Origin of the sequence: Prevotella sp. AGR2160, from assembly GCF_000424185.1 — a bacterium.
GTDB lineage: Bacteria > Bacteroidota > Bacteroidia > Bacteroidales > Bacteroidaceae > Prevotella.
This window is the reverse complement of record NZ_AUJK01000006.1, coordinates 59838-80755: the sequence shown is the minus strand read 5'-3', so window position 1 is coordinate 80755 and position 20918 is coordinate 59838. Positions and strand designations below refer to the sequence as shown.

Genomic DNA, 20918 nt, shown 5'->3' with positions numbered 1-20918 from the left:
ATGAAGAAAATCATGCTCAGTATACTGACGGTGCTCTGTGCCTCTACCGTAGAGGCTCAGATGATCACCGTCAGCAACAACCTCCTTCTCGATGCCGGAAAGGTGCCCAACCTCGGCATCGAGATGACGACAGGCAACCGCACGACGGTGGGAATCAATGGTTTCTATGGTCGGCAGCCCATGCTGACTGACGGAGGACATCTCTGGGGTATCCGTCCCGAATGGAAATATTATCTCTCCGGACGTCCGCTCCATGGCCTCTATGTCGGTGTTGGCGGAATGGCGGTTGTCTATGACTTGAAAATCAAAAGAAAATATTATGATGGAAATGCTATTGGTGGTGGCATGCTCCTGGGATATGTCCTCAATCTCAGCAAACGGGTTAATATCGACTTCCATAGCGGTTTCGGCTTCTTGACCTATAAGCAGAAAGAGTATTTCGAAGGCGACAATTACGATGACTATACCGTGGACGGGAAGGTTGTGGCCAACGCCAAAGGTTCTTGGCTGTTGCCCGTAGATTTTGGTATTACCCTCTCTTACATTATTAGATAGAAAAGATATGATGAACATAGAACGCGTATGCAAAAAAATATCGTTGTCATCTCTGATGGCATGCTTTCTCATCCTGTCGGGTGCACTGTCCTCGTGGGGGCAGAGCACTCGGTTTGACGCGAATTTCTATGTCTCTCAGAAAACATTCGGTAAGAACAGTGCACCGAAATACGGACAAGTGAAATATGAAGTCCTGAATACCTACAAGATGGCAGCAGATTATGCCGAGCAGCTGAAGGCAGCCATCAAAAAAGATAATGAGCCGGGAACGAGTGGAAACGCATTGGAGAAAGCCGTAGCCCATCTGCCTCATGCCTTAAGAGACAGCCGGTCTAATGGAACCTTTACGGTTCATGTGGAAGATGGAATGGGTGTCTTGATCTTGGGTGATGACGGCGCGGAGGCGGTAGCCGTCAAGGCCGGTCAGACAGACTATCGGGTCCTCGTGCATGGCGTGGCTTCCATCGAGATCTCGGAGGTGGATGTCTACGGGAAGCGGAAAATCCCCGTCTTCCGTAAGATCCCCTCCACGGATACCGGTTATGAGGTTAGTTTCAATATCAATGCCTATCTGGAAAAAGGAATCTGTAATACCCATTGTCGTTTGATGGCCCAGCCTGTTGTTGTCGACTGTCAGACCGATGACACCATTGCTTACCTGAAACCGCTGGTCTATGAAGGGCTTCGCTATCACGACCTTCAGGACCGTCGTATGGGCTTTGACTATCTGAAGAACGATCCTGTCGCCGTGGGCTATCATCCTACGCCGCTGTTAAGTGATGACCGTCCCTTCCAACTCGATACGAATGTTGTCTTCCGTAAGCCCGATAAAGACAAGAGTTATAAATGTTCTTATTTCCTCACGGTAGAGGATTATACCCATAAGATTTTTGATAACGGAGGCGAGGGCACGGGCTCTTGTCTGGCTTATCGCCCCTTTAAATTTCTTGATTTCAAGGTCGCCGCTGCCGAACTGCCCTTGACGGCGGAGTTCTACGATCAGGCCGAGTCAAGGGTCCGGGATGTCCCTCGTGACCTGTTGTTACGTTTCGTCGTGGGAACAGATCAGTTGACGCGTGACTCTTTGAATGATATCGTACTGAACAATCTTACGAAGGAGATGCGCAGCTACGGTGACCGGCTGACACAGATCAGCATCGAGGGTGCCGCCTCTCCTGATGGCCGTTCCGATCTCAACCTTATCCTGGCCCGAAAGCGTGCCGCCACGGCACAACGTATGCTACGGGAGCGCCTCGGGCATCATGCCGATTATGTCCGCCTGCCTTCTCCCTCCGTACGGGTCTATACCTGGGGGGATGTCGCGGGAACGTTGGAACAGAAGGACTCTGCCGCCGTGGCCGCTGACCTTCGGAGCATCATCGCCTCCAAAGGCGAAGAGGGTACTTATGCTGTCGTGCGCCAACGCCCTTATTACAGTTCTGCTGTCATTCCCGTGCTGGAGTCAGAGCGTGTCATGAAATGTTCCTATCAGTATGAGATCGACCATGTCATGGACGCTTCTGAAGCCGTGGAGGAGTATATGAGTCATCGTGATGACTATGTCAAGGGGCGCCGAGACCTTTCCGACGGCGACTATTACCATCTCTTCGAGGCCTTGACAGACAGTGCCGAACAAGACCAACTCACGGAGACCGCCTATCGGCATGTTGTCCGGCAGCCCGCCTATTGGCTCTTGAAAATTGCTCCTTATGTGGCCAACCGGAAGGCCTTGTTGAACATCCGAAAAGGAATCTATGACCCTTCCGTTCTCCGGCCTTTCATTGATTTCTCCTTGAACCAGACCGATTCCCGTGATGCCTCAACGGGGATGATCCGTAACCGCAAGGCACTGATGATCAACCAGGCCATTACTTATTTCCAGGATCAGAAGTTGGATACGGCACAGTTCCTCATCGACCGGTTAAAGGCGACAGGGGATGCACGTGTTGAACGCGTGGAGAAATTCGTGACCTTTGTCAGGGAGTTCTTCGCTGTTAACAAGTCACCGGAGTTTAATGCTGCATATGACTATGTCCTCAACTCCAGTCCTGACAACAAGGCCGTGCTCTATTCCGAACTTCGTAACCAGTTGGGTAAGACGCGTGCGGAGGCAGAGGAATACGTGGACCGTATGCCCGACAACAGTGCGAAGAAATGGTATCTGAAGGGAATCCTGTGGAGTGATGCCGCCGGGCAGGAGCCATCGCTCACCGGCAACAGTACTTTCCAGCGACTGACAGATTTCCAGATTATTGAACTCCAACAGAGTAATCCTGATTCTCTGAAACGCTACGAAGAAGCTGAAAAGGCCTACGATATTGAGGAGGCAAAGGTACGCGGTCTCCATGTGCCATGGTATCTGGCTTTTTTCCAGCACAGCTTTGATCTGGAGCCGAAGTATGCCCGTCTCTATTTCAATGAGGGAAATGTCAGTGACGACCAGCGTCGGCAATATCCCTATCGCCCGAAGGATATCGGCAATTACCGTAAAATGTTCCAACTCATCATGCAAAGAAGAAAATGAAGCAGAACTTTTTGATATGTTTGTTTCTGGGTTTGCTGGTTTCCCAGCATTCAGTAGCACAGACCGTGGTGCCGGATTCTGTCCTTCTCCCTTATCTGCAGGATGAGGCCGAGAAGATGCATCGTGACTCCTTACGCCAGCATCATCTGAATCATGCCCGCGGACTCAATGCGTCCCGTTATGTTATGGAGGACCGTTACCGCAACTACGGAGACCGTTTCTCCCACCGCTTCCTCGATCATCTGTTTCTCCAGGGCGGTGTAGGGATAGAGCGTATCCTTCCTCCTGATGACGATTATAGCTATGACGTTCTGGGCGGTGCCCATATCGCCATAGGCAAGCAGTGGAGCAAGCTCTCCACACTGCGTCTGTCGCTTGTAGGCCATTATGGCTATCAGCGACAGTACGACTATTCCTTTTATAAGATAGGTGGACGCTTGGACTATCTGTATAGCATCTCCAACTATTTCGGCGGCTATAACCCCGCCCGGAGAATGGAGGTACAAGCCATCTTTGGATTGGGGCTGCAGTATGGCCGCGCCTCTCATTTCCAGCGCTCCAGTGTCAGTCCCGAGTTTCACCTCGGTGCCCAGTTTAAATTTTTTACGGGGCCTCAGGGCTATCTGGCCGTGGAGCCCTATCTGGGCGTCGGCTCTGATCAGATGGATGTCTCATCAAACAACAACTGGCGTGGTTACGATATCTTCTACGGTGCTAACCTGTCGGTGGTATACTACCTGCGCAACAACCTCTCCCCGGAAGCACGGTGGCGCTTTATGCGGCAGCGTTCGCAGGCCAATTACCTCACGGCCGACAGTGTGGCGCAGTCGTGGCGTATGCCTTTCTTCCTGGAGGTCTCCAATGGTATCCATCTCGCCAATCAGTCGGATCTGGGTTTGATGAAGTCCATGGGCTCCGACTGGCGCATTGCCGTCGGTAAATGGATCTCCCCGGCCCTGGGACTCCGTCTCTCTGCCTTCTCCCGTTCTGCCCTGTGGCGGAAGGAAGAGGTCGCTGCCACCTCTTCCTGGCCTGCGCTGAGTCGTGACCAGCACAGCCTTTACAGTGGTGGCGCCGTGGATCTGCTGTTGAATCCCATGGGATTGTCGAAGAATTATCTATGGAACCGGCCGTTCAGTTTCTTTGTTCCTTTGGGCGTGGAATACGGGCAGTTGCAGAAGTTCCAAACGGGCGGCAAACTGAGTTGCCGGGCGTTGGGCCTCACCGCTGGTGTCCATTTGGGCTATACCCTTTCGGAGGATCTGCAGGCCTTTATCGAGCCGAAGTATGAATGGCTGCAGTATCGCATCCCTTATTCCAATGTCGACTGGTACAAGCGATTCTCCGAGAACGGATGGAGTATTGCCGTCGGCGTGAGTGTGATGATGCGTGGCAAGAGATATCGTCAGGAGGAGAATGCCGACTTCTTTGGCCGTCATCTGCAGCCGCTCACGGTAGGTCTGTGGGGCGGCATGAACTTCGTGCAGGCAGAGTCGCCCTATCTGGAGGGCACCTCTCTGATGAATATGAACTATGGTGGATATGTGGAATGCCATTTCTCTCATGTCCATGGTATTCGGGCTGCCTTTGAGCGCCTGTCGCATCATGCCGACGCCGTCACGACCTATCATGACGTCACTTATGACGCAGCGTCGGGCGTGGAGGCTGCCGTCGTCCGTCAGGGCTTGTGGAAGCACAACTGGACTCTCAATCTCTTGTCCCTAGGATATCAGATGGACCTCACGGCGGCGTTGAGCGGTGTGCAGGCACGGCGGCCCTTCACCCTTTCTGCCTTTATAGGACCGGCGGCGGCCTTCGGCATCAAGGACAGCGGACATCTCGACAGCTCCATCTCCCTGCAGGAAGGCCATGAGGCCCGTCCCGTGGATGTCATCGATGGTGTCAAGGCCGGCGGTGTCCTCGGTTTTAAGCTGCAGGCCCGTGTGTCGCCCCATATCGCCGTGACCCTCTCGCCCTCTTGGTATCTCCTCCATGACCTGACCCTTTCAGGTCTGGATCTGCCGCGTATCGGCGGCTGTTCACTGGTGGAGACCCTCAATGTGGGTGTGCAGTATAGCCTTTCCTTCCATCATTAAGCCCAAGTATATGAAGAAATATATCACGATATTGTTGTTCCTCCTCTCACCCCTGTCGGTAGTCTATGGCCAGACCAATTTGAAGGCCATGGAGCAGGCCTTGGCGGAGGTGTTGCATAAGTATTCCGTTCAAGCCGACACGGTAGCCAATCGGTTGTCGGAGAAATTCAGTAAGCGTCCCGACTATCAGGTGGCCATTGCCCGTAGTTATTATCGCAACCAGAATCGTTCGAAGGCCAATGTCTTTCTCGGAAAGGCGCTGAAGCTCAATAGCCATTTTGCGCCCGCTTTCCTCTTACAGGGTGACATGGCGGCATTCGACCGGGATACCATGAAGGCTTTGACTTGTTATCAGCAGGCCATAGAAGCTGACGGAAAGAACATAGAGGCTTATCAGCGCTATGTGGAGACGGCAGCTCACAGCCATCCCAAGGAGGCCATAGCGATGCTCGAGAAGATGGGAAAAGCCCTGCCGGGTGTCAACACGGAGCTCTCACAGGCTTTCATCCTCTTCTCCAACAGTCAGTTCCATCAGGCAGCGGAGCAGTACGCGCGTGTCGACTCCGCCAAGATGGATGAAGATAATCTATGGCGTTATGCCTTCGCCCTGTATTTCGATAATCGTTATGAGGAGAGCTCACGGGTGGCGCTGCAGGGATTGAAGAAATATCCCAGTCAGCCCCGTTTGCACCGTGTGCTCCTCTATGATGGTGTGCAGTTGAAGAAATATCAGGAGGCCTATGACCATGGCTGTCAGTTCCGTGCGTTACAGCAGAAGGCGGACGGATTGAAGTTGAATGTCTTGGATTATGTCTATCAGGTATCGGCATCCAATGGCATACGTAATTATGATGAGAGCATGCGGACGTTCGCTGAATTTCTGAATAATGACAGTACCTGGGATAGTGAGGACCGCAAGACGATGAACAAACAGCTCACGGCAACCCTCGACGGTATGAAGGCCGGTGGTGAGTATGACTTAGCCGCAAAGGAATACCGGTTGTTTCTTACTTTGAGAAGTCATACGCAGCCTTATGACTGGTATTTGTTGACCCAGATTTATCTGACAAAATTACAAGATGCCATTGATCTGCATCAGGGAGAGAAAGAGGCCTATGCCGATCTCGACAAAGCGTATAATGAGTTTGATGCGAAATATGGTTATTGGGATCAGATCGATATCCTCTATTATTACCATGCGGCTTATTGCACACAAGTCCTGGACCCGGAAGCGAAGGCGGGCACGGCTGTCCCCTTGTATCAGAAACTCATCGATTATATCCAGAAGCGGAAGGATCATCAGGATCGTTGGAAGAATATGCTTCGTGATGCCTGGTCCTATATGGCTTTCTACAGTTACCACCAAAACCGCATCAAAGATACGGTTTATTACGCACGGAAAGTGTTGACGGTAGATCCGAATAATGTGAATGCCAGAAAGATGATCAGCTTGAGATAATGAATTATTTCAAGTCCAGTTCTATGGGGCAGTGATCACTGCCCATGATTTCCGTGTGGATTTTCGCGTCCTCAAGGCGGTCGCGGAGACGGTCGGAGATGAGGAAGTAGTCAATACGCCAGCCGGCATTCTTCTCACGGGCGTGGAAACGATAGCTCCACCAACTATAAGTTATCTCTTCCGGATATTTATAACGGAAAGTATCCGTGAAACCATTGCCGAGGAGTGTCGTCATCTGCTCACGTTCCTCATCGGTGAAGCCGGCATTCTTATGGTTTGTCTTCGGATTCTTGATATCAATCTCCTCGTGGGCGACATTCATATCTCCGCAGACGATGACGGGCTTCTTCTGATCGAGCTGATGGAGATAGGCCTGGAAATCACGCTCCCACGTCATACGGTAGTCGAGGCGGCGAAGACCGTCCTGGCTGTTTGGTGTATAGACGGTGACGAGATAGAAATCGGGATATTCAAGCGTGATGACACGACCCTCGTGGTCGTGCTCTTCAATACCGATGCCTTTTGTCACGCTGAGTGGCTTGTGTTTGGCATAAATGGCTGTGCCACTATAGCCTTTCTTCTCAGCATAATTCCAGTAACTCTCATAGCCGGAGAACTGCAGGTCTAGTTGTCCTTCCTGCATCTTGGTCTCCTGAAGGCAGAAGAAATCGGCATCGAGGCTTTCAAAACTTTCTTTGAAGCCTTTATTGACACAGGCGCGCAGCCCGTTGACATTCCAACTAATAAATTTCATACATTCTAATATTCTTTGATCGATTTGCAGGGGCCGTCCCTTGTGGCGGCCCGCCGACCGTTAGGTCGGATGTGTGCAAATTATGAAGAAATCCGTCGTTCCGACGGCGGGCCGCCACAAGGGACGGCCCCTGCAATAGGATGTTGGATTTTTATATTATATTCTCTTGCTCTCGCCGCGGAGGAGGCTCATGAACTCCATGCGCGTGTTGAGGCTGTTGAAGACACCACTGTAGTCGGATGTGGTGGTGATGGAGTTTTGCTTCTCCACGCCGCGCATCTGCATGCACATGTGTTTGGCTTCGATGACAACCATGACGCCCTGGGGTTTCAGCGTATCTTGGATACAGTCTTTGATCTGTTGGGTGAGCCGCTCCTGTACCTGCAGACGATGGCTGTAGATATCTACGACGCGTGCGATCTTGCTCAGTCCCGTGATCTTTCCATTGGGGATATAAGCCACATGGCACTTGCCATAGAACGGCAGCATGTGATGCTCACAGAGGGAGAAGACGTCAATATCCTTGACGATGACCATCTGATCGTATTTCTCCTCGAAGAGGGCATCGGTGAGGACCTTATGCGGGTCCTGGAAATAGCCACGTGTAAGGATCTGCATGGCTTTGGCCACACGCATCGGCGTCTTCAACAGTCCCTCGCGCTCAGGATCTTCACCGAGCGTCTGAAGGATATCTTTATAGTCGGCGGCAAGTTTGTCGAGGCCGTCACGAAAATCGGTTTCTGGATTCATCTTTTTTCTGTTTCTGTGTCCCGCATACGGCGGACACCTTATTATATATACCTTATTAATATTGTACGGTTATCTTTCCCTTTACCAAGCAGGCGCCCTTACAGCCCATGGCTCTCACCTGACGGAGCACGCGCATGGCCTCACTCTGGGAACGGAAGTTTCCGACACGGCAGATCCAGCGGGGAGAATAGAAATGGACGTAAACGGGCAGGTCGGGGAACCGCATCTTGATCATGTTGCCGATCTTCTCAGCCTTGACACGGTCCGCACGACTGTTGCCACCGGCGAAAGCCTGGACACGGTAACCTGTGACTTTATGTGAGCCGCGCATGACTTTCTTACGCATGTCGACGGTAGGGATATCGAAGTTTTCATCATTTTCCGCCGCCTTACGCTCTGCGGCCGCTTTCTTCTCTGCGGCCGCCTTACGCTCTGCAGCAGCACGTTCGGCACGCTCATGTTCAGCGATCTGTTGCTGAGCAGCCTGGCGCTCTCTTTCCATCGTAGCCTGGCGCTCTCTTTCCAACGCGGCCTGGCGCTCTTTCTCCAAGGCAGCCTGACGCTCTTTCTCCAAGGCAGCCTGACGCTCCTGTTCTTGTTGGCGTTGGATCTCTTGCTGGCGTGCCATTTCCTGAGCACGCTGCAACTCTTGTTGTTCTAATTTTTTTCGCTCAGCCTTGCTGAGTTTCTTCTGTTTGTCCTGTCCGCTCTGTGTCGTTGCCTTCTGCGGGTTCTTTGGTGTCTGCGGAACAGAAGAGTAGGATGGGGTGGTTGTATTCTTTCCGGTTGTTGTGGTGTTGCGGCGGGTCTCTGTCGATGACGGCTTTCCAGTCGTCGACGGGGTATAGGTGTTGGACTGAGGTTTGCCATTGACGAGGTTGTCGATGGCTGTATTTTCGGTTATCGTAATCGTACCCTGTCCCTGTACTTTCTGACGGAGATGGTCGAGGAAAGACTGCGCATGGATGGCAGTGAGGGGACAACAGACCAGAACGAGTAACGTAAACCAATATTTCATTTTCTCAGGGCTAAAACATTCATGAAAAGGCCCCTCCCGCCATTGGCGGGGGAGGGGGCATGGGGTTGTGACGGAATTACTTCCAAGCGTCGATGATGGCCTTGAAGTCAGCAGCTTTCAGAGAAGCGCCACCGATGAGACCGCCGTCGATGTCGGGCTTAGCGAAGAGCTCCTTAGCGTTGCCCGGCTTGCAGCTGCCACCATAGAGGATTGTGGTGTCCTCAGCGGCCTGCTTGCCATACTTCTCAGCGACGATGGAACGGATGTAAGCGAGCATCTCCTCAGCCTGGTCAGAGGTAGCGGTCTTGCCGGTACCGATGGCCCAGATCGGCTCGTAAGCCAGTACGATGTTCTTCCACTCGTCAGCGGAGAGGTTGAAGACGCTGCCGTCGAGCTCTGCCTTGACGACCTCGTTCTGCTTGTTGGCCTCACGCTCCTCGAGGGTCTCACCGCAGCAGAAGATAACCTTCAGACCGTTGGCGAGAGCCAGCTGGACCTTCTCCTTCAGGATCTCCGGAGTCTCGTGATAGTACTGACGGCGCTCGCTGTGGCCGAGGATGACATACTGAGCACCTGTGCTCTTGACCATCTCAGCGCTGACCTCACCGGTGTAAGCACCCTTAGCCTTGTCGGCGCAGTTCTCAGCACCGAGGGCAACGACATTCTGATCGAGGACCTGAGCTACGGAAGCCAGGTGGATGAACGGTGTGCAGACGATCACGCCACAGTTGGGCTTGTCGGCAGCACAGGCTGCATTGATTTCCTTGGCGAGAGCGACGCCATCCTGCAGGTTCATGTTCATTTTCCAGTTGCCTGCTACAATTTTCTTTCTCATTGTTCTATTGTTTTTATGTGAAACAAAAATATCTTTTCTGCGTTTTATATTGACGATAATGCGGTCGACGAGCGACAGAAGAAACAGGGGCAGCACATACCACAGGAAGATCTCCGTGACGCGCTTGGCGACGCTGTCGGGATTGAGCTGTCCGATGGAGAGCTCGTTGAGGGGCTTGTCGCTCATGATCTCCTTCGGCAACCGATTATGGCTCCATTTGCCGATGACCGTGGCGTCCTTGAGGAGGACGAGGCCGGGATTGCTGCGGACGATCGTCTTCAGCGTCGTCTCGTCGCACGTGTAGAATGGGTATTCCGCACCCGTCATATCCTCCCATTTCTGTCGTGCCTTCTCGTCGCTGGCCGTGAGACAGTAGAAGGGATAGTGGTGATCGACGGCATAGTCGTAGATCTCGTTGATATCGCCAAACTGACTCTGGTCGGCCTGCTCGAGATGCGGCATAATCAGCAGGAACGTGTAGCCTTTGTGGTGGAGCGCCTGCTGCGTGATATCGTTGCCTTGCTGGTCCTCGATGGAGAAGTCATGGATCGGCGGCACATAGCCGGGAGCCGTCTGCACCGTCTTACTGTCGATGAACGTCCATGTCGAGTCGGGGTAGTTGTCGAGCGTGAACTCTTTCTTGACTCCGTGTTTCTCGAGGATGAATGTCGTGGTGAACTTCGGCTGCGGCGCGCCCTTCGGAATCGTCATCCCCTTGAGGATGTTAGCGCCGAGATGGTAGGGACGGAAGTCGAACGTCGGCAAGTCCCAGAGACACCACGCGCTCGTGGCGAGGATATAGAGGAGGGTGTAGTTCGTGATGATCCACTGATTCGTCTTCGAGATGAGCCGGGGCATGAGCAGCGGCCATCGCACGACGATGAGGGCACAGGCCATGAGGACGATATTCTTCGCAAGCGTCTGCCCGTTGGTCAGATGGATGGCATCGCCGAAGCAGCCGCAGTCCTTCACGGGGTTGGCGAAGAAGATCCATACGGTGATGAGGGTCATCACGGCCATGAAGGCGACGACGAATTTCGAGATGCGGCGGCGCTCGATGGCGAAGAGAATCATGATGCCCATCGTCAGCTCAATGGCGGCGAGGGCGACGGCGGCGAGGAGCGTGACGGCATCGGGGACGAAGCCCTGCAGACTGAGCGCTGTGAGATAATCCTGGAGTTTATACTGCGTGCCTTGCGGATCGATGGCCTTGACGAAGCCTGAGAAGACAAACGTCAGCGCCAGGGCGAGGCGGCAGAGATTGACGAGGATGATCTTAACGGTCTTCACGCTTTAGGGTCCTCCTTCTTTTCCGTTTCCTCTTCTTCCTCTTGCTGCTCCGTGAGTTTGATGACACCGAAGACGGCATAGTTGACGATGTCGAGATAGTTGGCGTCGATTCCCTCGGAGGCCACCGTCTTACCGGCATGGTCCTCAATCTCCTTGATACGCTCGATCTTCGTGAGGATGAAGTCGGTATAGCTCGTCACGCGCATGTCGCGCCATGCCTCGTCGTAGTCGTGGTTCTTGCGCTTCATGAGCGCCAGCGCTTCCTGGGCACATTCGTCGTAGAGCTGCAACGCCTCGTCATTACTGATATCGACATGGTCCACGAATCCTTTGCGGAGCTGGATGATACCGATGAGACCGTAGTTGATGAGGGCCACGAATTCGGGCCTTATCCCTTCGCCGACCCAACTCTCGCCTTTGATCTCGAGGCTGCGGATGCGCTTGGCCTTGATGAAGAGCTGGTCCGTGAGGGATGAGGGCCGCAGCATGCGCCACGATGCCTTATAGTCGTAGAGCTTTTTCTTGAAGAGGTCACGGCATTCCGCCAGCACCTGTTCAAACTGCTCATTGGTCGTTATATTCTTCTCAGACATGATTCTCGTTGAAATACGCTGCAAATTTACGGAATTTCAGCGAGATGACCAAGAAAACAGACAAAAACATAAAAAACAAAAAACAAGCAGACGATTAGGCTCGTGAATGATGAATCTAAATGTGTTAGATAATTTTTTATCTAACGAAGATAAAAAATTATCTAACGAAGATAGCATCGGTAAATGACATAGATATGAGCGACATCCACTGGATATAAAAAACGGCGGCACGGACGAATCCGTACCGCCTACAACAACAAAACTCAAAAAACGATTACTTAACCAATATTTTATGAGCTTGCTTATTCGTTCTCTCAATATAGATGCCGTTGGTTGGGCACTGGCGCGTCTCGCGTGTACCGTTGAGGCGGTAGTGCTCAACACCGGTGATCTTCTGCTGATGAACTGCAGAGATACCCGTGGCAGTATCATCACCAACGGTTATATTGTCGATGAGTATCATGTCGGGATAATTATATCCCTTAGCGATGAAGCGCAGCGTAGCATAATGAGCGTCGGCGCTGACCGTCAAAGGAATGGTGACCTGGTACCATCCGGCAGTGTCAGCTTTCGTTACATCAATCGTGTCGCCAATCTGCTGATATTCTCCGTCATCTGTATTCTGCCATACGGAGAGTGACGGGTCTGCCTGCGTCACCGATTTACGCAATCGGTGGATGGTCATGTTCTTTCCCATATTCACCTTCTTGATTGGAAGGGGTCTTCGTGGTACTTGCGCGAAGGCGGCGGGAGAACATGCCAGCAGCAGGGTCATTAAAATCATGTTTTCCTTTCTCATAATTTTTCTCTTTTTATTGTGTTTGAGGGGAGTATTTTCGGGAATTATTTGATCATTTTCTTCTTGCCAACGATGACGGCGCCGTGATGGTGGTCGTAGATTCTTATACCGCGAAGATCATAGCTGACTGCGCTGTGGGGATGTTTTATTGCTGGAGCGCTGTTAGCGTTGATGTCCGTGGTGGGAGAAGAGAGGACGAAGGTGCAGGACGCGAGGTCTTTGGGCGTGATGAATGAACTGTTCGTGAGATCAACGAGGCGGAGCATGTAAGTAGTGCCGGGAATGCCATTCTCGAAAGTACCGTGAAGTGGAATTGTCACCGTCTGTCCTTTCTCGATCATGACGAATTGCGGATTGAAACTCCCCATGATGGTCTTCCCCGTTGCGTCATAGATATAAGCAGTGATATCTCCCGCATAGACTCCCGCATTTCCCGTGAGGGAAGCTGTAACGGCTATGCTGTCTATAGGCAGGACATTTCCAGCCGACAGTTGATGAGTCGTCGTGATTGCTGCTGCCTCAGAGGGAGCGGCGAGGACGGGCCGGTTGTTGTCAATCTCCTTGTGGATAATGTCGTCCCACTCCTGTTGGGTGTAGTACTGCCGGTTGAGCAGGCCTATGCCTTTGTCGTAAGAGAAATTGTCGACGAGGGCTGCAGGCCACAAGCCGGTGTCGGCACCGCTCTGTGCGCCATAGAGCATGTGGATGGCGTAGCCGCAGTCGCGCATGAGCAACGCCACGGCTTCACGGGAACTTTCCTGATCATTGTCTCCGGGGATGTTATATTGTGGTTTCATGGATGCCCAGTTGTAAGTGTCTTTGGAGAAGTCTGCCGTCAGTGTGGCATTATTGAGGGTGGAACATTTATAGGATGCCGTCCCTTTCCCCTGAAGGGGCCAGTGATGAAAATAAAGAATTTGTGCCATAGCGGTGGCGGCGCAGCCTGTTGCGGCATGCGTCGTTCCCACGTAGTATGGCGTCATGAGGTTGTAGGGATCATTTTGGTCCCAGGCGATGGTAGTTAGAAGTGGAGCGTGTGCTTTGTATTTTACATGGTCGTTTTTATATGAGAGAATTGTCTGTTCGTTTTCTGCTACATAGCACTGTAACCAGTATCTAAGGTTCTCAGGCATGGCTTCTGTGTTGATGTGTCCGTGCTCGGAGTAGCCAAGGATGGTATGACTGTCGCCCTCACTGCGGATGATGACGAAGCCGTCATTCTCACCGCGATTGACGATCATCAGTTTTCCTTGATGAATGATAACCTTGGCTTGAAGCGCTTATGGATTATCGATTATCTGATTACGATTCTCTGACAATCTTCAGAAATTCGGAGGGAGAGAGTCCTGTGTTTTTCTTAAAAGAGGCGATGAAGGCGGACCGCGACTTGAAGCCGATGCTGTTGGCGAGGGCTTCGAGGGTGTAGCGGCTGTAATGGTCTTGGTCTTTCATTCTTCGGCAGGCTTCTTGAATACGAAAAGTGTTAAGATATTGACTGAAATGGCAACCTGTCTGTTCGTGAATGACTTGTGACACATATTTATATTTGGAGTGACAGAGCGTAGCGAGCACTTCGATGGAGAAGTCGGGCGAGAAGGGATGCTCTGTCTCGTTCATGATATGGCTGATTTGTTGCATGAGCTGATCTTTCTCTTCATCTTTGAGCGTACTGCCAGCATATTTTTCTATAGATTCCTTCCGCTTGTCTTCGGCATTTTGGAGCAGTTGCATGTTTTTCTCATAGAGGGCGTGGTTGTTCTCACGGATACGACGGTAGCTGCGGAGAAGGAAATGTTGCATAGATATTGGAGTTAGGCGGAACATGACGTGTCATGTCCGAGTGTTTATTATCTCGACAAAGGTAAGAATATTTTCCGATATAACGTTTAAAGTCGACAAGGATTATTAAAATTTAACGCAGAGGAGGGGAGATATTCGGGAGATAATGTTTAATTTTGCACGTTCAAACGGAAAACGGAATGAAGCTATATACAGACGCGCAGCTGGCGCAGTTGTTGGATAAGGAAATCTTTCACATGATAGGGGATGTCGCCGATGGTCTCGGCGTAGAGTGTTATGTCGTGGGCGGTTATGTCCGTGACCTCTTCCTCGATCGTCCGAGCAACGACATTGATGTCGTTGTCGTCGGCAGTGGCATCACCGTAGCCGAAGGTCTCCGCAAGCGCCTCGGCCGTAAGGCTCATGTCAGCGTCTTCCGTAATTTCGGTACTGCCCAGGTGAAATACAAAGGCTTGGAGGTGGAGTTTGTCGGTGCCCGCAAGGAAAGTTACAGTCACGACTCCCGTAAGCCGCATGTTGAGGACGGCACATTGGAAGATGATCAGAACCGCCGCGACTTCACCATTAATGCCATGGCGATCTGTCTGAACAAGGGCCGTTTCGGCGAACTCGTCGATCCGTTCTATGGCATCGAGGATCTGGAGGACGGCATCATCGCCACGCCTCTGGAGCCCGGTATTACTTTCTCCGATGACCCATTGCGTATGATGCGCTGCGTGCGTTTCGCCACCCAGTTGAATTTTCAGATTGAGGATGAGACGTGGAAGGCGCTCTGCGACATGAAAGACCGTATTAAGATTGTCAGTGGGGAACGCGTGAAGGACGAGCTCAACAAGATCGTCCTCGCGCCCCATCCGAGCATCGGCTTCGACTATCTCCAGCGCTCCGGTCTTCTGGCCCTCATTCTCCCCGAGCTCTCCGTCCTTGATATCGTGGAGAAGCGCAACGGCCGTGCCCACAAGAATAATTTCTATCATACGCTCGAGGTCTTGGAGCATGTCGTTACTGCCGAGAAGAATGCCGGAAAGGAACCGAATCTCTGGCTGCGCTGGGCCGCTCTCCTTCACGATGTCGGAAAGACGAAGACGAAGCGATGGGAAGAGCCGCAGGGCTGGACATTCCACAATCATAACTATGTCGGCGCGAAGATGGTGCCTGTCATCTTCCGTCGTCTCGATCTGCCGTTGGACAGTAAGATGAAATATGTGCAGAAACTCGTTGACCTCCACATGCGGCCCATTGTCATTGCCGATGAGCAGGTGACGGATTCTGCTGTCCGTCGTCTGTTGAATGATGCCGGCGATGACATCGATGACCTCATGACGCTCTGTGAGGCCGATATTACGAGTAAGAACGCGCAGCGCAAACAGCGGTTCCTCGATAATTTCAAACTTGTCAGGGAGAAACTCGCCGACCTCAAGGAACGTGACTACAAGCGCTTATTGCAGCCGTGCATCGACGGTAATGAGATCATGGAACTCTTCCATCTCAAGCCCTCGCGCGAAGTAGGCGAACTGAAACAGTGTCTCAAGGATGCTGTCCTCGACGGTACCGTGGAGAACGAGCGCGAGCCGCTGATGCAGCTGCTGAAGAAGAAAGCTGAAGAGATGGGGATAGCGTAGCGCCCTCCTTCTCCACAAATTTTGTTAAAAGACGGGCTGATATTTTTTTTGCACAATAATATTTACTAACTTTGCACACGAAAAAACTACAGAATAGATTATAGTTTTCTGATAAACCGCTTCTAAAAACATCTGCGGATGAGAATTAAGAGTAAATTAGAGAAATATATATAATTAGGTTAAACATATAAAGTTAGGTATGAAACTAAGCAAGTTTATTTTGATGATTGCCGTAGCCGCTACAGTTGTTTCTTGTGGCAGCAAGAGCAGTGGTATGCCGAACTTCGGGGATGATGAATACCCCGTGGTGACCATCGGCTCCCAGAGCACGACGTTGCAGACAACCTACCCTGCAACCATCAAGGGTATCCATGATGTAGAGGTGCGTCCGAAGACCTCCGGAATCATCACGCGTGTCCTCGTTCAGGAAGGTCAGCGCGTGAGTGCCGGTCAGGTACTCTTCACGATAGATGACGGAACACAGCGTGCCGCTGTCCGTCAGGCTGCTGCTGCTGTAGGTACGGCCCGTGCCCAGTTGAACACGGCCCGTCTGACCTATAACAACAACCGTAAGCTCTTTGCTAAGAATGTCATCGGCCAGTATGAGCTCTCCACGGCTGCCAACAACCTCGCCAATGCCGAGGCCGCTGTCGCGCAGGCTTCTGCCTCCCTGGCTTCCGCCAAGGAACAGCTGTCCTATTGTGTCGTGAAGTCTCCCGCCAATGGTGTCGTCGGTGACCTGCCTTATAAGGCCGGAGCTTATGCTTCTCCGAGCGCTGCGTTGACGACAGTCTCCGATATCTCCACGGTAGAGGTCTTCTTCTCCGTCAACGAGGGTAAGATGATGGATCTCATCAAGAGTGCCGGCAGTGTTCAGGCCGCTATCGCGCAGATGCCTACGGTGAAGCTGCAGATGGCTGACGGTACCGACTACAACCTTCCCGGAAAGATCGTGAAGGTCAGTGGCGTTATCGACCAGAATACCGGTGCTTACACCCTCATTGCCCATTTCGCTAATCCTCAGGGCTTGCTGAAGAGTGGTGGTGCCGGTCAGATCATCATCCCGCAGTTCGACAACAATGCTATTATGATTCCGCAGGAGGCTGTTGTCCAGGTGCAGGATAAGATGTTCGTCTATGTCGCCAGCAACAGCAAGGGCAACAAGACGACGGTGAAGTATACTGAGATCACCGTCAATCCTCAGAATGACGGTCAGCACTATATCGTTACCAGTGGTCTCCACGTCGGCGACCGCATCGTGACGAAGGGTATCTCTAAGCTCACCGATGGTCAGGAGATCACGCCAATCACCGAGGCACAGTACCAGCAGAACATTGACAAGGCTGCCAAGCTCGCCGAGAAGCAGGGCACGGCCAAAGGCTTTGTCAGTGCGATGAGCGGGAAGTAAAAGTAAAAAGGTAAAGAAGTAAAAAATTAAAACTGCCGTAGGGACATGATTCATCATGTTCCGCCAACGGCTGGAAAATCAATCATTTTATGACTTTTACAAGATTTATCAAGCGACCGGTACTGTCGACGGTGATCTCCATCTTCCTGGTGTTGCTGGGTGTCATCGGCCTCGTCTCGCTGCCTATTGAGCAGTATCCGGATATTGCGCCGCCTACCATTATGGTGTCCACCACTTACCAGGGTGCTGATGCTGAGACGGTGATGAAATCCGTTGTCGTCCCTCTGGAGGAGAGCATCAACGGTGTGGAGAACATGACCTATATGACCTCTTCTGCCACCAATGACGGTATGGCTATGATCACGGTCTATTTCAAGCAGGGCTCTGACCCGGATATGGCTGCCGTCAACGTGCAGAACCGTGTGTCGCAGGCGCAGGCCTTGCTGCCTTCCGAGGTTACGCAGGTCGGTGTGACGGTGACGAAGCGTCAGACGTCCAACGTCATCATGTATGCCGTGACGTCCGACAAGGGCCAGTATGACGACCAGTTCGTTACCAACTACAACAATATTAATATTGTCCCACTGTTGAAACGTATCAACGGTGTCGGTGATGTCAGTTCACCGTCTACGTCCAACTACTCCATGCGTATCTGGCTGAAGCCGGATAAGATGAAGGAGTATGGGCTCATCCCGTCGGATATCACTGGCGCACTCGCGGAGCAGAATATCGAGGCTGCCCCGGGTAAGTTCGGTGAGAACTCCGACATGGCTTATGAGTACACGCTGCGCTACAAAGGTCGTCTGTCGACGCCGGTAGAGTATGAGAATATCATCCTGCAGAGCAAGACCACGGGACAGACGCTCCATCTGAAGGATGTGGCGAAGATCGAGCTCGGCTCGCTGATGTATAATGTCCATCTGAAGAATGACGGTAAGCCGGCTTGTATGGGTATGGTCCAGCAGATTGCCGGTTCCAACGCTACGCAGATTGCCACGGACGTGAAGGCCGCCCTTCAGGATGCTCAGAAGAGCATGCCGCCGGGGATGAAGATCGTGACGATGTATGATGTCACCGACTTCCTCTTCGCCTCAATCTCCGAGGTTGTGGAGACGCTGTTCATCACGCTGTTCCTCGTGTTCGTCGTGGTGTACATCTTCTTGCAGGACTTCCGTTCTACGTTGATTCCTATGATTGCCGTGCCGGTGGCTTTGATCGGTACGTTCCTCTTCCTCTGGATCTTCGGCTTCTCCATCAACCTGCTGACGCTCTCGGCTCTGTTGCTGGCTATCGCCATCGTGGTCGATGATGCCATCGTGGTCGTCGAGGCCGTCCATGCTAAGCTCGACCAAGGTTATGACAGTTCGTTGAAGGCCGCCATCGATGCCATGAACGAGATCTCGGGTGCTATCATCTCTATTACGTTGGTGATGGCTGCCGTGTTCGTCCCAGTGTCCTTCATGGGTGGTACGAGTGGTACATTCTACCGTGAGTTCGGTGTGACGATGGCCACGAGTATCGTCATTTCCGCTTTGAACGCCCTGACGCTCTCTCCGGCCCTCTGTGCGATGTTCCTCAAACCGCATAAGAAGGAAGAGACCGAGCAGAACAAGACGTTTGTGGCCCGCTTCCATGCCGGTTTCAACCGTATCTTCGATAAGACGGTTACTAAATATAAGAAAGGTGTAGAGCATATCATCAATCACCGCATCATTACGGCCGCTCTCGTTGTCGTGGGTATCATTGCCCTCGTCATCGGTATGCAGACCACGAAGACCGGTCTGGTGCCTGATGAGGATACGGGTACGATCTTCGTGACCATCTCTGCTAATCCGGGAACCTCTCAGGAGCGTACGTTGCAGATTGTCAATGATGTCGACAAGATGTTGGCCAACAACCCGGCTATTCTGCACCGTAATGCCATCGTCGGTTACAACTTCATTGCCGGCCAGGGATCCGACCAGGCTACGTTCATCATCAAACTGAAGCCTTTCGAGGAGCGTTCCGGTGGTTTCTTCGCCCGCATCAAGCGTGCCATCTCCACGAAGGATCCTATGGCGCTCATCGTCAATCCTTACGAGCAGAACTCCGTGCTCGGCATGATCTATAAGCAGACGGCATCTATCAAGGATGCGCAGATTCTGGCCTTCGGTCCGCCTATGATCCCTGGTTTCTCCGTGCAGAATGGTGTCACGCTGACCATGGAGGATAAGACCGGTGGTGATCTGAACAAGTTCTATAATGTGACGAAGAACTTCATCGCCGAGCTGAACAAGCGCCCCGAGGTCCAGCAGGCTATGACGTCTTACAACCCGAACTATCCGCAGTATATGGTGGATGTCAATGTTGCCAAGACGAAGCAGGCCGGTATCTCTCCGGCTGCCGTGCTGAGTGTGCTGCAGGGGTACTATGGTGGTCTCTACGCCTCCAACTTCAATGCTTACGGAAAGCTCTTCCGTGTCATGATTCAGGGTGATGTCGCCAGTCGTATGCGTCCCGACGGTCTGAGCCGTATCTATGTACGTACCTCTACCGGCGAGATGGCTCCGGTGAGTGAGTTCGTTTCTCTGCGCCGTGTCTACGGTCCTTCCAATATCGGTCGTTTCAACCTCTTCACCTCTATTAATGTGAGTGTGAATACGAACACCGGTTATTCCACCGGTCAGGTCATGAAGGCCATTGAGGAAGTGTCCAAGGATAACCTGCCGACAGGTTATGGCTATGAATACAGTGGTCTGAGCCGTTCCGAGGCCGAGTCGTCCAACTCTACGGCCATGATCTTCATCCTGTGCTTCGTCTTCGTCTACTTGATCCTGAGCGCACAGTATGAGAGTTATATCCTGCCGTTGTCCGTGATCCTCTCCGTGCCGTTCGGTCTGGCAGGAGCCTTCCTCTTCACGAACCTCTTCGGCCACAGTAATGATATCTACATGCAGATCTCACTGATCATGCTTGTCGGTCTGTTGGCCAAGAACGCCATCTTGATCGTCCAGTTCGCCCTTGAGCGCCGTGAAACGGGTATGGCCATCAAGTATTCGGCTATCCTCGGTGCCGCCGCCCGTCTGCGTCCTATCTTGATGACGTCGTTGGCTATGGTCATCGGTCTGTTGCCGTTGATGTTCGCCTCCGGTGTAGGAAAGAATGGTAACCAGACGCTGGGTGCTGCCGCCGTCGGTGGTATGTTGATTGGTACGATGATCCAGATCTTCGTCGTCCCGGCCCTCTTCTGTATCTTCCAGTGGCTGCAGGAGAAGATCAAGCCGATGAAGTTTGAGGATGAGGCCAACGAGGAAGTCGCTGCCGAACTCCGTCAGTATGCCCGTGCCGGCAAGGAGACGGAAGACGAGATGAAGGCCAGTGGTCATCCGAACAAGCCTATCCAGTGGCATGACCAGTATTTAGACAACTAAGGAAA

At 52.2% G+C, this 20918-nt stretch carries 15 protein-coding genes; 7 read left to right on the top strand and 8 right to left on the bottom strand.

What is annotated here, in order from left to right; translation table 11 throughout:
* The 4 genes from G604_RS0105750 to G604_RS0105735 are packed head-to-tail and all read left to right on the top strand — an operon-like array spanning nucleotide 1 to nucleotide 6634.
* Nucleotides 1-555 (top strand): DUF3575 domain-containing protein, encoded by a 555-nt coding sequence (locus G604_RS0105750; RefSeq protein ID WP_028909734.1) that lies wholly within the window; start codon nucleotides 1-3, stop codon nucleotides 553-555.
* 7 nt (nucleotides 556-562) lie between these two features.
* Entirely contained in the window at nucleotides 563-3079 is a 2517-nt protein-coding gene (locus G604_RS0105745) for a hypothetical protein (RefSeq protein WP_155941864.1), read from the top strand.
* Nucleotides 3076-5175, top strand: coding sequence for a hypothetical protein (locus G604_RS0105740; RefSeq protein ID WP_036904717.1), 2100 nt, complete (start codon nucleotides 3076-3078; stop codon nucleotides 5173-5175). Before G604_RS0105745 ends, G604_RS0105740 begins: the two co-directional genes overlap by 4 nt.
* 10 nt (nucleotides 5176-5185) lie before the next feature.
* The gene (locus G604_RS0105735) at nucleotides 5186-6634 is read left to right on the top strand and encodes a tetratricopeptide repeat protein (RefSeq protein WP_028909731.1); all 1449 of its coding nucleotides are present in this window, start codon (nucleotides 5186-5188) and stop codon (nucleotides 6632-6634) included.
* A 4-nt stretch (nucleotides 6635-6638) separates the two neighbouring features.
* Here G604_RS0105735 and G604_RS0105730 read toward each other — a convergent pair whose 3' ends face one another.
* From G604_RS0105730 to G604_RS0105695, 8 genes are all read right to left on the bottom strand, one after another.
* Entirely contained in the window at nucleotides 6639-7388 is a 750-nt protein-coding gene (locus G604_RS0105730) for an exodeoxyribonuclease III (RefSeq protein ID WP_028909730.1), read from the bottom strand.
* A 156-nt stretch (nucleotides 7389-7544) separates the two neighbouring features.
* Nucleotides 7545-8138, bottom strand: a complete 594-nt coding sequence (gene folE, locus G604_RS0105725) for a GTP cyclohydrolase I FolE (RefSeq protein ID WP_028909729.1) — start codon at nucleotides 8136-8138, stop codon at nucleotides 7545-7547.
* A gap of 55 nt (nucleotides 8139-8193) precedes the next feature.
* On the bottom strand, nucleotides 8194-9156 hold the full coding sequence (locus tag G604_RS15705) for an SPOR domain-containing protein (protein ID WP_028909728.1): 963 nt from the start codon (nucleotides 9154-9156) through the stop codon (nucleotides 8194-8196).
* Nucleotides 9157-9232: 76 nt separating this feature from the next.
* On the bottom strand, nucleotides 9233-11281 hold the full coding sequence (locus tag G604_RS0105715; protein ID WP_081657670.1) for a BT_3928 family protein: 2049 nt from the start codon (nucleotides 11279-11281) through the stop codon (nucleotides 9233-9235).
* On the bottom strand, nucleotides 11278-11874 hold the full coding sequence (locus tag G604_RS13660) for a DUF1599 domain-containing protein (RefSeq protein WP_051220245.1): 597 nt from the start codon (nucleotides 11872-11874) through the stop codon (nucleotides 11278-11280). The genes G604_RS0105715 and G604_RS13660 overlap by 4 nt, the downstream gene beginning before the upstream one ends.
* 274 nt (nucleotides 11875-12148) lie before the next feature.
* Complete coding sequence (locus G604_RS0105705; RefSeq protein ID WP_155941863.1) at nucleotides 12149-12673, bottom strand: hypothetical protein; 525 nt, start codon at nucleotides 12671-12673, stop codon at nucleotides 12149-12151.
* 44 nt (nucleotides 12674-12717) lie between these two features.
* Nucleotides 12718-13914, bottom strand: coding sequence for a C10 family peptidase (locus G604_RS0105700; protein ID WP_028909725.1), 1197 nt, complete (start codon nucleotides 13912-13914; stop codon nucleotides 12718-12720).
* A gap of 61 nt (nucleotides 13915-13975) precedes the next feature.
* On the bottom strand, nucleotides 13976-14473 hold the full coding sequence (locus tag G604_RS0105695; protein ID WP_028909724.1) for a helix-turn-helix domain-containing protein: 498 nt from the start codon (nucleotides 14471-14473) through the stop codon (nucleotides 13976-13978).
* Between the two features lie 179 nt (nucleotides 14474-14652).
* Between G604_RS0105695 and G604_RS0105690 the strand changes: the two genes are divergently transcribed.
* From G604_RS0105690 to G604_RS13655, 3 genes are all read left to right on the top strand, one after another.
* Nucleotides 14653-16095, top strand: a complete 1443-nt coding sequence (locus G604_RS0105690; RefSeq protein ID WP_028909723.1) for a CCA tRNA nucleotidyltransferase — start codon at nucleotides 14653-14655, stop codon at nucleotides 16093-16095.
* Between the two features lie 199 nt (nucleotides 16096-16294).
* Nucleotides 16295-17503, top strand: a complete 1209-nt coding sequence (locus tag G604_RS0105685) for an efflux RND transporter periplasmic adaptor subunit (protein WP_028909722.1) — start codon at nucleotides 16295-16297, stop codon at nucleotides 17501-17503.
* Between the two features lie 89 nt (nucleotides 17504-17592).
* Nucleotides 17593-20913, top strand: coding sequence for an efflux RND transporter permease subunit (locus tag G604_RS13655; RefSeq protein WP_036904713.1), 3321 nt, complete (start codon nucleotides 17593-17595; stop codon nucleotides 20911-20913).
* The last annotated feature ends 5 nt before the right edge of the window (nucleotides 20914-20918 follow it).